The following is an 11901-nucleotide window of genomic DNA, read 5'->3' as shown; positions in this document are numbered from 1 at the left end:
CGCGCCCGCCCGCGCGCAGGTCAGCCTGCGGCCGGTTCGACGGCCTCGCCGCCCGCGGCCGCGGCTTCCGGCACGAAGAAGCGTTCGTTCAGCTCGGCAAGCCCGAACATCCCGAGGATCTCGTTCAACCGCTCGCCGGGCCGGCGGCGCGGCAGGTTCTTGTATTGCGCGATGATCAGCTCGTTCTTCATCGAATGCTCCCAGCCGACCAGTTCGGTCACGCTGACCTGGTAGCCGTGCGCTTCGAGCTGCAGGCAGCGCAGCACGTTGGTGATCTGGCTGCCGAATTCGCGCGTATGCAGCGGATGCCGCCACACTTCCGTCAGCGCGTTCGCGAGCGACTTGCCCTTGTTCTTGCGCAGCACGCCCGCGACTTCCGCCTGGCAGCACGGCACCAGCACGATGTGCTGCGCGCGCTTCGCGAGCGCGAAGCGGATCGCGTCGTCGGTCGCCGTGTCGCACGCGTGCAGCGCGGTGACGACGTCGACCGTTTCAGGCAGTTTCGGCGACGTGATCGAATCGGCAACCGACAGGTTCAGGAACGACATGCCGCCGAACCCGAGCCGCGCGGCAAGCTCGGCCGAGCGCGTGACGAGCTCCTCGCGGGTCTCGATCCCGTACACGTGCGACGCGAACGCCGGCGTGCCGTGCCCCGGCTGCTGCTTGAAGAACAGGTCGTACAGGATGAAGCCGAGATACGACTTGCCGGCGCCGTGATCGACGAGCGTCACGCTGCCACGCTCGGCCTGCACGCCGGCGAGCAGCGGCTCGATGAACTGGAACAGGTGATAGACCTGCTTCAGCTTGCGGCGGCTGTCCTGGTTCAGCTTCCCGTCGCGGGTGAGGATGTGCAGTTCCTTCAGCAGCTCGACGGACTGCTCCGGGCGGATTTCGTGGGTCTTGTTCGACATCGTGAAGCGGCGCCGGGCCACGGTCGGTCGACCACGGCCCGGCGGCGGGAATTCGTGAGGAATGGCGGTAGTTTACCGAAAATGCGCGGTCAGGCTCGTGCGCCGAGCCGCCAGAGCGACGTGACCTCGGCCTGGCGTGCCGCGTGCAGCGGATCGTCGGCATCCATCGCCTTCGGGTGCGCGGGGCGGATGTCGTCGCGGCCGAGCACGACGAGGCCCGCTTCGTCGATCCATTGCAGCAGCGTGTCGCGCGGCCGCAGGCCGAGATGCTCGGCGAAATCGGACAGGATCAGCCAGCCTTCGCCGCCCGGCTCGAGGTGCGCGGCGAGCCCCGCGAGGAAGCCACGCAGCATGCGGCTGTCCGGATCGTAGACCGCGTATTCGATCGGTGCGCTCGGCCGGGCCGGCACCCACGGCGGGTTGCAGACCACGAGCGGCGCACGGCCGGCCGGGAACAGATCCGCCTCGACGACTTCGACGCGATCCGCGTGGCCCAGCCGTTCGACGTTCTCTCGCGCACAGGCGAGCGCCCGCGGATCCTGGTCGGTCGCGACGACACGCTCGACGCCGCGCGACGCAAGCACGGCCGCCAGCACGCCGGTGCCGGTGCCGATGTCGAACGCGAGCGACGTCGCCGGCAGCGGCGCGCGCGCGACGAGTTCGACGTATTCGCCGCGCACCGGCGAGAACACGCCGTAGTGCGGGTGGATCGGCGCACCGCCGAGCGCCGGGATCGGCACCCCTTTCTTGCGCCATTCGTGCGCACCGACGAGGCCAAGCAGTTCGCGCAACGACACGACCGACGGCGCGCCGCCGGGCCCGTACGCCTCTTCGCATGCGGCGCGCACGTCGGGCGCGCGGCGCAGCGGGATCGTGTAGTCGGCATCGAGCGGGATCAGCAGCATGCCGAGCGTGCGGGCGCGCTGCGACTGCGCGAGACGATGCAGGTTGAATGCGTCGACGCCGGCCGCGGCTTTCGCCTTCTTCGGCTTGCGCTCGACACGGCGCGCCATCGCCTGCACGAGCTGGCGCGCATTCTGGAAATCGCCCTGCCAGACGAGCGCGGTGCCCTCGCAGGCAAGACGGTAGGCCGCGTCGGCAGTGAGGCGGTCGTCGGCGGGCACCGCGCGCTTCGGCGGTTGCACGCCGGCTTCGGAGCGCCAGCGCACGGCATGATCGGCGCCGTCGGCGTCGGTCCAGTGGAAAACGGGGAAATCGGTCACGCGAACTCGGTTACGGTTGGCTTCAACGGCGGCGAGAATTCACCGCGCGGACCACACCATACCGCGCTTTGCCCGACCCGGCAAAACAGGCACCGCAACGCGTGCCCGAAGGCGCTCGCGGCGGTGCAACCGGCGATCAGGTCAGGTCGAAGGCTTCGGCAACCGGCGCGTCGCGCTTGACGGCTGCAATGCCGTTCTCGCGCCCTTGTACGCTCGTGTAGGTTTCGCTCGTACCGATGACCTGGTGATTCGCGGCCTTCAGGTTGAACATGGGTTCGCCGTTGCGGGCGAGCTTCCGCTCGTAACGCTCGTCCCGCGGTGCATTTCACGCACGGACGCGATCCCGTTTCTCGCGCCGCCTTTCTCTTCGTACCGCTCGCTCGCGAGGATGATCTCGCCATTCGCCGACTTCAGATGGAAGTAGTACTGACCGTTCGTGGCTTTCATGATTTCGAATTTTGCCGCCATGTATTTCTCCTGGAAAAGTGTCCGGCCAGCGAGTCTACGTGCCGCATCGGCAAAAATCGACATGGCGCCAGAATGAATGTTGAAGAGCGTCAAATCGTCAATTTTGCGTGACGTTTGCGCGACGTTGTCCGCAGCCACGCATGCTATCCGCCCCACCCCGGCATCGCGGGCAGGCGCAGCGTGCCCGCGTCGTTGAAGTGCACGGTGCCGAGCACGCCGCCCGCGAGCCGGCCGCGCAGCGCATACGGCAGCTCGCCGTTCGCGGCCGCGCCGGGCAGGTTCCACGCCTGCCGCGCAGCGGCGAAGGCCGACACGGAAACCGGCACGTCGAGCACGGCCTCGCCGAAGCGCGGCACGGTGCCCGAGCGATCGCTGACGCCGCCCGCGAACGGCGTGCCGTTCAGGTCGAGTGCAACCGAGATGCCGTCGTAGTCGATCGGCGCGTCGTTCGGGTTCTGCACGCGCAGCTTCAGGCTGAAACGCATCTCGAGGCCCTGCCCGACGAGCGGGTCGAGCCCGACGACCGTCACGCGCACCGGGTCGCGCGTCAGCCCCGCGCAACCGCCGAGCAGGAGCACGGCGGCGAACAGCAGCAGCACGGCGCGCAGCGGCGCGATACGGAACAGGGTTCGTGGCATGGGAAAACCTCCTCGCGGCAATCGGTGAGCGGATCGTCGCTGCATTGTACCGAGCACGCCCCGGTACGCCGGGTTTCGTAGTTTTCGCAGTCCCGCGAGATCGTTAATAGATTAAAACTACGAAGATAACAGCCAAACGGAAAGCGCATTAATGCCTTCCAGCATTCAATGGAGCACGGCGAATTCAATAGATGCAATTTCTAAATTTTTCGTTTCCTTTACCTAAAACCATCAAGTATATTTACGCATCCTTCGAGCAAGCCGACAAACCTTGAAGCCGCATGACGGTGATTTTACGGAACGGCGACATGCCTTCCTGCCATCCTGCGACGAGGCCCGGCCAGCCCCGTAGGTCGTCTGTTCAAAGGGGAAAGCGCGCCCGCCCAGGGCGTGTGGCTCCGTGTCGTGCGCGCGAAATCAATTCAGTACAACACGCGCCCGGCCATTTTGAACCGGCAAGTTAACCGACATCCGGAAATCCAGAGGGGGCAGTAAACCATGATTACCTTCACGTAGTCGGCCGCCGTCTTTTCGAATAATCCGTCATTGGCATTTTCATCGCTGTTGATTAACGGCGAGGGGATTGTCTTTGCCGGCGTTTTCGCAGCACTGAACGATTCTTTCAACAATCGAGGTTTCAGTCATGTCGATCAACATTCGCAAGATGCGTTATCTGCCGATCGTCGCCGCGCTCGCGCTAGCCGGGTGCGGCGGCGACGACGGCGGCGCGGGCTCGGCTTCCGCGCTCAGCTCCGCCGGCGCGCCGCACTCGGGCTCGTCGCCCACCGTCACCGCGCCGCCGAGCGCCTCCAACGTCGACAAGAGCGTCTCGCCTGTCGAGTTGCCGGACACCGTGGTACCCGTGAACTACCGGCTGTGGTTCCGCCCGAACGACGCGCTGAACGCGTTCGACGGCCGTGCCGACGTCGAGATCAAGGTGCTGAAGCCGGTCAACAACATCGTGATCGCCGGCCACCGGATCAAATTCACGAACGGCCGCATCACGCTGCAGCCGGGCAACATCCAGCTGATCGCGACGCCGCAGGACAAGGGCGACTTCTACCAGCTGCGCCCCGTGAGCGGCACGATCTCGCCGGGCAACTATTCGCTGCACATGGAGTGGACGGGCATCATCAACTTCAAGTCGTATGACGATCCGGTCGCGAAGACCGGCGGCAGCTGCGGCGACGATCCGTATCCGGGCTGCTCGGCCGCGGAAGGCGTCTTCCGCGTCGACCTGAAGGGCACCGACGGCAAGACGAGCGGCGCGATCCTCACCCAGGGCGAAACCAACCTGTCGCGCCAGTGGTTCCCCGGCTGGGACGAGCCGGCATTCCGCCCGACCTATGAAGTGACGGCCGAAGTGCCGCAAAGCTGGCGGGTCGTGTCGAACGCGGCCGAGAAACCGTCGACCAACGTCGGCGGCGGCTACAAGCTCGTGCAGTTCGAGAAGACCCCGCCGATGCCGTCGTACCTGCTGTTCTTCGGCGGCGGCCTGTTCGACACCTACGAGGACGACTTCTCGAGCCCGCTGCCGGGCGGCAAGGGCGGCCTGCACCTGCGCGTGTTCACGCCGCCGGGCATGAGCGACTGGGCGAAGCCGGCGATGGACCGCACCAAGCAGGCGCTCGACTTCTACTACCGCTATACGGGCATCGCGCTGCCGCTCACGAAGTTCGACACGGTGGCCGCGAACGACGCGTTCAAGGAGCAGAAGGACCTGAACTTCGGCGGGATGGAGAACTGGGGATCGATCCTCGAGTTCGCCGACGACATCCTGCCGCAGCCGGGCCAGCCGATGTCGCACTACGGCAACGAGGTGCTGACGCACGAAGTCGCGCACCAGTGGTTCGGCGATCTGGTCACGACCGACTGGTGGGACAACGTGTGGCTCAACGAGTCGTTCGCGACGTTCTTCGAGACGAAGACGACGATCCAGTTCTTCCCCAACGAGTTCAGCTGGCTCGACCAGGTGAAGAACAAGTACCGCGTGATCAATCGTGACATCGGCCCGAACGCGTTCCCGGTCGCACCGAACTTCAACGGCTGGGCGTCGAACGACTTCGTGCTGAGCGCCAGCGCGTTCACGTACGACAAGGGCGGCCACGTGCTGAAGACGCTCGAGAACTATCTCGGCGAACAGACATTGCGCCGCGGTCTCCAGCAGTACCTGGTCGACTACTCGTTCGGCAACGGTACGCCGAAGCGTCTGTGGGATGCACTGTCGAAGGAAAGCGGCCAGGCGATCGGCGCGATCGGCGACAGCTACGTCCGCCAGACCGGCGTGCCGCTGATCTCGCTCGACACGCAGTGCGACCTGACGAAGAATCAGACGGTCATCACGCTGAAACAGCAGCCGTTCCCGAACAAGAACGCGTATCCGGGCCTGCAATGGACGGTGCCGATCACGCTCGCGTACGGCCAGGGTCTCGCGAAACGCACGACGCTCGCGCTGAAGGATACGCAGACGCAAACGCGCATCGACGGCTGCACGGGCGTGGTCGCCGACCCGAGCGGGCTCGACTACTACGTCGTGAACTACAGCGACGCGGCCTGGAGCGGGCTGCTCACGCAGGTCAACGGCTCGACCGATCCGGTCCTGCTCGCGAACCTGAAGAGCGAGGCCGCACTGCTCGTCGCGAACAACCTCGCGCCGGCATCGCGCTCGACGTCGATCGGTTCGGTCGCTTCGCCGGCCGCGATGAAGCTGCGCCAGACGCCGACCTTCGGCGGCCTCGAGCCGGTGACGAAGGAACGCCCGGCACTGCACTACCAGGGCATCTTCAAGCCGCGCAAGGTACTGACGCAGTAACGGTGCGCATCCGGCCGGCGCCGCGCAGCCTGCGGCTGCCGGCCGGCGCACCGGCTTCTCCGACCTTTGACGGGCCTCGCATGCGAGGCCCTTTTTTCTTTCGGCACGGGCACCCGCCCGCCGTCATGCCCACGCGGCATCCCACGCCGGCTGCGCGAACCACGTCGCGAGAAACGCGACGAGCCGCGACGCGCGCGCGGTGCCGCGCGCCTGCTGGCGCAACACGTGGATCGTCGCCGGCTCGGGCGCCGCCGCGAACTGCGGCAGCACCGCGCGCAAGCGTCCGTCGCGCAGCGCGTCGCCCGCGAGCCAGGTCGGCAGGTGCGCGAGACCGAGCCCGTCGATCGCGGCTTCGAGCAACGCTTCCGAATGATTGCTGCGAAACCGCGGCTGCGCCGGCACGTGGCGGCGCTCACCGAAGCGCCACGCACCCGGCGGCGGCACACCGTGCCAGGGGAGGCAGTCGTGGCCGGCGAGCGCGTCGGGCGACTCGGGTTCGCCGCGCCGCGCGAGATACGCCGCGCTCGCGCACAGCACGCGCCGCTGCGGCGCCAGCACGGTCGCGACGAAGCGCGTGTCCTCGAGCGGGCCGATACGCACCGCGAGATCGACGTCGGAGCCGAGCCGCGCGCCCTGCAGGTCGACCATGCTGTCGGTCAGCACCAGGTCGACCTGCAGCGCCGGATGGCGCTGCATGAAAGCAGCCAGCGCGGCCATCAGGTGCCGGCGGCCGAACGGCGCCGGGCAGTCGACGCGCAGCAGCCCGCTCGGCTCGTCGTGCTGGCTGTGCAGGTCTTCCTGCAGGCCGCGCAGCTCGGCCAGCATCCGCGTCGCGCGCCCGTACAGCAACTGCCCGGCCTCGGTCGGCCGCAACGCGTGGGTAGTGCGATGCAGGAGGCGGATGCCCAGTTGCGTCTCGAGCCGGTCGATGCGCCGCGTGACCGACGACGCGGCGACACCCAGCCGGCGCGCGGCCGCCGAGAAGCTCTGCTGGTCGACCACGTCGACGAACAGCGCCAGATGCGGGGAAAGGAAATCGTCCATTCGGTGCCTTCGGATTTGGCTATGCGTTTAGCGCAAAGCAATCATCCGCCTTTGCGCGTTTCCGCGTCAAACCGGGCCGACTAGACTGCATGCATCCTTTTCACCCGCTGCGCGCACCGCCCCGCCGGGCCGCGCGACAGCCATCCGCCACGGAGATCATCATGCGCAGCATCCGCTTCGACGCCCCCGCCGCCGACATTGAGTCGCTCGACGCGCGGGTCAGGGAAATCGACCCGCCCGTCCCGGCCGACGGCCAGATGCTGATCGAGGTGCGCGCGGCCGGCGTCAACCCGAGCGACGTGAAGGCCGCGCTCGGCCGCATGCCGCACGCGGTGTGGCCGCGCACGCCAGGGCGCGACTGGGCCGGCATCGTGCGCAGCGGCCCGGACGGCTGGATCGGCGCGCCGGTGTGGGGCTCGGGTGGCGATCTCGGCGTGCATCGCGACGGCTCGCATGCGGAGTGGCTCGTACTCGACGCGCCGCTGGTGCGCCGCAAGCCCGCCGTGCTGACGCTCGACGAAGCGGCCGGCATCGGCGTGCCGTTCGTCACCGCGTACGAAGGCTTGCGCCGCGCCGGTATGCCGACGGCCGGCGACGTCGTGCTCGTGTTCGGCGCGAACGGCAAGGTCGGCCAGGCGGCGATCCAGCTCGCGACCGCGCACGGCGCCACCGTGATCGGCGTCGAGCGCAGCGCCGGCGGCTATCGCGGCCATGCATCGGGTGACGTGCACATGATCGACGCGTCGAACGAACCGGTGGCCGACGCGGTGCGCGCGGCGACCGGCGGCCACGGCGCGGACATCGTCTACAACACGGTCGGCAGCCCGTACTTCGAAGCGGCGAACGCGTCGATGGCGATCGGCGCGCGGCAGATCTTCATCTCGACGATCGACCGCAGCGTGCCGTTCGACATCTTCGCGTTCTATCGCGGCCAGCACACGTTCGTGGGCGTCGATTCGCTGCAGCTCAGCGGCGCCACGGTCGCGCAGATCCTCGACACGCTCGCGCCCGGCTTCGGCAACGGCACGCTGCGCCCGTTCCCGATCGGCGACGACTACGTGTACCCGCTCGAGCGCGCACACGACGCGTATCGCGCGGTGCTGGCCGGTGCGCGCGAGCGCGTCATCCTCAAGCCCTGACGCCGGACCATACGGGAGACTGCCATGATGGATTACGTGACTTCGCTCGCGGTGGGCCTCGGCGTCGGCGTGGTGTACGCGCTGCTGCACGTCCGCTCGCCGGCCCCGCCGCTCGTCGCGCTCGTGGGCCTGCTCGGGATGGTGATCGGCGAACGCGCGATCGCGCTGCTGCGCTGACGAATCGATGCGGCGCCGGTGGTACTAACGATCGTCGCGCCGGCGGAACGCCCACCATGCGGCGAGCGCCGTAAAGCCCGCGACGAGCAGCACCATCAGCCAGAAGCCGTGCTTGTTCTCCGAGAACGGCACGCCGCCGACGTTCATCCCGAAGAAGCCGGCGACGATGTTGATCGGCAGCGCGATCACGGTCACGAGCGTCAGCGTGAACAGCGTCCGGTTGTTCTGCTCGTCGAGACGCGAGCCGATCTCTTCCTGCAACAGCTTGATCCGCTCGTTGAGCCCGGCCAGATCGGCCAGCACCAGCGAGAACTCTTCGGTCGATTCGCGCAGCTCCTGCACGTCTTCCAGATGCAGCCACGCGGGCGGTTTCGCGAGCAGCCGGAAGATCGACCCGGGCTCGGGCGCAAGCATGCGCTGCAGGCGCGTCAGCGTGCGGCGCATCGCGCCGAGCTCGATGCGGCTCGACGTGAGCCGCTGCGACAGGAAGCGATCCTCGATACGGTCGACGTCGACGCTCGTGCGCCGCATGATCTGGATCAGCAAGTCGGCCTGGTCGCGCAGCAGGTGCACGAGCAGCTCGGCGGGCGACCTGAACTGCTCGCCGTCGCGCACGCACGCGCGCAGCGTGTCGACCGAGCGCAGCGGCTTGAGTCGCGCGGTGACCATGATGCGCCGCTCGACGTGGACGAACAGCGTCGCGATCTCCGACGGCGTCAGTTCGAGGTTGAACATCACGTCGTTGACGATCGCGCGCAGCGCGCCGTCTTCCTGCTCGATGCGCGTCGAGCGCGAGCCTTCGTGGAGGAATTCGAAGAAGCTGTCGGGCAGCGCGAGATGCGTGCGCATCCAGCGCTCGCTCGCGCCGTGCGCGAGATTGAAGTGCAGCCAGACGAAATCGTCCGACGCGGCATCGTGCTCGCGACACGTGCGCAGCCAAGTGGCAGCCGCGTCCGCATCGAGCGTCGCGCCGGAGCCGCCGGGAACGAAGCGGAATCCGCACACCATGCCGGATGTATCGGCGCCGTAAGTCTGTACGATCAGGTCCATCGTGTCGAAGGTCGTGCTGCACACGGCGCGTCGCGCAAAGCGGGTCGCGCGCCTGCGCCGGAAATGGAAAGGAGACGTATGCCCGACGGGCATGACGCGCCGGTGACAGCGTTACGCCGCATCATACCGTCCGACTCCGCGCCCCCAAAAGCAACGCGCCGCCCAACGGGCGGCGCAGGTGCGGCGGGTCGACACGCGCAGGACGCGTTACTGCCGCGTCTCCGACTGCGCGGCGCTCGGGCACGCGGGGTCCTTGCCCCAGTGACCCTCGCAGACGCGCCAGCGGCACAGTTGATCCTCGAAGAAACCGCGCTCCGAACACTCCTTCACGCGCGACGCCAGCGAGCCGGTCGTCGCGGCCGTCTTGGTCGGCACGGCCTGCGCCTTCTGCGCGGCGAGCTTCTTGTCGGCTGGCTTCGTGCGCGCGACGAGCGCGGCGAGCAGGTCCGCATCCGGATCGTCCTTCCCGCCCGCCTTCGCGGTACGGGCCGGCGTCGCGTCGCGATGCTTCTTCGCCTGCGCAAGCTCGGCCTGCTGTTCCTTGTGACGCTTGCGGGCCTCGGCTTTCGCGTCGGCCTTCGTATCGGTCTTGCCGTGCGCGGCGACCTTCTCGCCCTTCGCGGCGTCGGCCTTGGCGGCATCGGCCTTCGCGGTTTTGGTCGTCGCGGCAGCCGCGGCAGCGGCCGCACCGGCCGTGGCCGCACCCGATGCGTCGTCGGCGCCATTGGCGAGCGCACGCGACAGGCGGCTGTTGTCCGCGGCGGACGCGGACGATGCGGATGCAACGGTTCGGGAAGCTGCGTCGTCGTTGACGATCGTGGCCGGTTGCGCGGCGGATGCGGCGGACGCGGCATTCTGCGCGACCTGCACGGCGGCATCGCTGGCCGCTGCGGCCTTCGCCGGCGCGGCGGCTGCAGGCGCAGCCTCGGCCGTGACGGCGGGGGCCTGCTCGCCCGCATGCTGCATGCGCCATGCGCCCCAGCCACCGACGGCGACCACCAGGGCCACGACGGCGGCGATCGGCGCCTTCAGCGAACGGCGCGGCGGTTCGGCCGGCGGCGTGACACGTCCTTCCAGATTCGCGAGAATGCGCGACTGCTGAGCTCCGTCGCCTGCCGGTTTGGTATCGGACAGCAGGCTGGGCGGAGATTTCGAATTTGAATTTTCCGGCGCACTCATTCAGCGTCTCATTGAATCCTGGTTTAATTCACCGCGATAATATAGCCCGGCCTCTCGAAGCAGCCTGATTCTAAGAGCAAGCATTGCAAAACACAATCAATTCCAATTTCCGGGGATTTCTTTGATTGCCGTCGCACTCGTCGCCTATTTCGCCCTTGCCGTCGCGGTTGCGGCACTGTTGCTTTTACCGGGTATCCGCGCGACCGTATTCGAATCCGTCGCCCAGTTTCACGGCCGTCTAACGCGCCGTGCGAACGATCGCGCCTCGCGTACGCGAAGTCAGATTGTTAAATCGGCAAGCGCTACGCGCGGTGCTTTAAACGACGTGCAAAATTTACTGGTTCGCCGGCGCTTGATGATTATGGTATCGGCAGGTATTCTTGCGACGCCGCCATTGGTCGCCATTGCGTTACGCGGCCGGCAATTGTTCCAGTACGACGACACGGCGCGCGTGCCCGACGAGAAGATCGCCGCGCTGCTGCAGGGCGAACAGCTCGTCCCGCCCCCGCCGCTGCCGCCGGAAGTCTTCGCCACCAAGGAAGTCGAACAGGTACGCCCGGCGCTGAAGGATGCGAGCCGCGACTGGAACCTGCTGGATCCGGATTTCCGTACGCGTTTGCTGCTGGTCTACAAGATCATGCACGAACAATATGGTTATGAAATGGCGTTGCTGGAAGGTTACCGGAGCCCGGAACGGCAGAACCGGCTGGCGCAGATGGGCAGCAACGTGACCAACGCGGCCGCCTTCCAGAGTTATCACCAATTCGGGCTGGCGTCCGACAACGCATTCCTGCGCGACGGCAAGCTGGTCATTTCCGAGAAAGATCCGTGGGCGATGCGCGGCTACCAGTTGTATGGCCAGGTCGCCGAACAGGTTGGCCTGACCTGGGGGGGCCGCTGGAAAATGATGGATCTCGGGCACGTGGAATACCATAAACCCGGTTTTAAACTGGGACGCGGCAGCTAGCCAGGGCTGCCGGACAAGAAATAATGAGGGCGGCATGGGGCTTTTTAATCACCCGGCAGGAAACGATTTGGGCGGAGCAAACGATCGGGCATTCCGGTGCGCGATTTTTTCCGGCCGCCGCTTCCGTTTTAAATCTCACAGCGTCCTTTCATTAATGCGCGCGCCTTCTCCGATGCCGCGGGCGCATTGATGCCGGCCCCCTTCATCCCGTTTGACAGCATGGCGACACATCGCGGCGCCACCCTTGCCGCTCGGCGCGCCTGCGTCGCCTCATCGAATCGCACCGGAACCTG

The 11901-nt window shown here is 67.0% G+C and carries 10 protein-coding genes and 1 pseudogene; 4 read left to right on the top strand and 7 right to left on the bottom strand.

The genetic code is table 11. The features are described from left to right. Positions 1-20: 20 nt before the first annotated feature. The 4 genes and pseudogenes from F3J15_RS15950 to F3J15_RS15935 all read right to left on the bottom strand — a co-directional run bounded on the left by F3J15_RS15950 (position 21) and on the right by F3J15_RS15935 (position 3240). Positions 21-911 (bottom strand): SAM-dependent methyltransferase, encoded by an 891-nt coding sequence (locus F3J15_RS15950; protein WP_166892389.1) that lies wholly within the window; start codon positions 909-911, stop codon positions 21-23. Between the two features lie 89 nt (positions 912-1000). Further along, positions 1001-2134 carry a class I SAM-dependent methyltransferase gene (locus F3J15_RS15945; protein WP_166892386.1) on the bottom strand — a complete coding sequence of 378 codons (1134 nt, stop codon included), beginning with the start codon at positions 2132-2134 and terminating at the stop codon, positions 1001-1003. Positions 2135-2270: 136 nt separating this feature from the next. Next, positions 2271-2602 (bottom strand): annotated as a pseudogene (locus F3J15_RS15940) (YegP family protein). Positions 2603-2745: 143 nt separating this feature from the next. Beyond that, complete coding sequence (locus tag F3J15_RS15935) at positions 2746-3240, bottom strand: LEA type 2 family protein (protein ID WP_166892384.1); 495 nt, start codon at positions 3238-3240, stop codon at positions 2746-2748. A 643-nt stretch (positions 3241-3883) separates the two neighbouring features. Here F3J15_RS15935 and F3J15_RS15930 point away from each other — a divergent pair. Next, a complete protein-coding gene (locus tag F3J15_RS15930; RefSeq protein WP_166892381.1) occupies positions 3884-6052 on the top strand; it encodes a M1 family metallopeptidase in 2169 nt (722 codons plus the stop codon). 123 nt (positions 6053-6175) lie between these two features. On the opposite strand, the gene F3J15_RS15925 is transcribed toward F3J15_RS15930, so the two are convergent. Continuing rightward, positions 6176-7096, bottom strand: coding sequence for a LysR family transcriptional regulator (locus tag F3J15_RS15925; RefSeq protein ID WP_166892378.1), 921 nt, complete (start codon positions 7094-7096; stop codon positions 6176-6178). 161 nt (positions 7097-7257) lie between these two features. Between F3J15_RS15925 and F3J15_RS15920 the strand changes: the two genes are divergently transcribed. Then, positions 7258-8235, top strand: coding sequence for a zinc-binding alcohol dehydrogenase family protein (locus F3J15_RS15920; protein ID WP_166892377.1), 978 nt, complete (start codon positions 7258-7260; stop codon positions 8233-8235). A 27-nt stretch (positions 8236-8262) separates the two neighbouring features. Beyond that, positions 8263-8412, top strand: coding sequence for a DUF1427 family protein (locus tag F3J15_RS15915; protein WP_226207833.1), 150 nt, complete (start codon positions 8263-8265; stop codon positions 8410-8412). Positions 8413-8436: 24 nt separating this feature from the next. Here F3J15_RS15915 and F3J15_RS15910 read toward each other — a convergent pair whose 3' ends face one another. Beyond that, positions 8437-9462 (bottom strand): transporter, encoded by a 1026-nt coding sequence (locus tag F3J15_RS15910; RefSeq protein ID WP_069249208.1) that lies wholly within the window; start codon positions 9460-9462, stop codon positions 8437-8439. A 207-nt stretch (positions 9463-9669) separates the two neighbouring features. Then, on the bottom strand, positions 9670-10641 hold the full coding sequence (locus tag F3J15_RS15905) for a phage tail protein (RefSeq protein WP_166892374.1): 972 nt from the start codon (positions 10639-10641) through the stop codon (positions 9670-9672). Positions 10642-10762: 121 nt separating this feature from the next. Here F3J15_RS15905 and F3J15_RS15900 point away from each other — a divergent pair, with 121 nt between their 5' ends. Next, positions 10763-11608, top strand: coding sequence for a M15 family metallopeptidase (locus F3J15_RS15900; RefSeq protein ID WP_089483353.1), 846 nt, complete (start codon positions 10763-10765; stop codon positions 11606-11608). The last annotated feature ends 293 nt before the right edge of the window (positions 11609-11901 follow it).

Source organism: Burkholderia sp. Ap-955 (genome assembly GCF_011753045.1).
In the GTDB taxonomy this organism is placed as follows: Bacteria; Pseudomonadota; Gammaproteobacteria; order Burkholderiales; family Burkholderiaceae; genus Burkholderia; species Burkholderia lata_D.
The sequence above is the reverse complement of the archived record's forward strand: the minus strand, read 5'-3'. Positions and strand labels throughout refer to the sequence as shown.

What these genes read in the sequence shown, in the direction of transcription:
- F3J15_RS15905 (WP_166892374.1), bottom strand. Translation starts at nt 10,641, where the DNA reads ATGAGTGCGCCGGAAAATTCAAATTCGAAATCTCCGCCCAGCCTGCTG.
- F3J15_RS15935 (WP_166892384.1), bottom strand. Translation starts at nt 3,240, where the DNA reads ATGCCACGAACCCTGTTCCGTATCGCGCCGCTGCGCGCCGTGCTGCTG.
- F3J15_RS15920 (WP_166892377.1), top strand. Translation starts at nt 7,258, where the DNA reads ATGCGCAGCATCCGCTTCGACGCCCCCGCCGCCGACATTGAGTCGCTC.
- F3J15_RS15950 (WP_166892389.1), bottom strand. Translation starts at nt 911, where the DNA reads ATGTCGAACAAGACCCACGAAATCCGCCCGGAGCAGTCCGTCGAGCTG.
- F3J15_RS15915 (WP_226207833.1), top strand. Translation starts at nt 8,263, where the DNA reads ATGGATTACGTGACTTCGCTCGCGGTGGGCCTCGGCGTCGGCGTGGTG.
- F3J15_RS15910 (WP_069249208.1), bottom strand. Translation starts at nt 9,462, where the DNA reads ATGGACCTGATCGTACAGACTTACGGCGCCGATACATCCGGCATGGTG.
- F3J15_RS15930 (WP_166892381.1), top strand. Translation starts at nt 3,884, where the DNA reads ATGTCGATCAACATTCGCAAGATGCGTTATCTGCCGATCGTCGCCGCG.
- F3J15_RS15925 (WP_166892378.1), bottom strand. Translation starts at nt 7,096, where the DNA reads ATGGACGATTTCCTTTCCCCGCATCTGGCGCTGTTCGTCGACGTGGTC.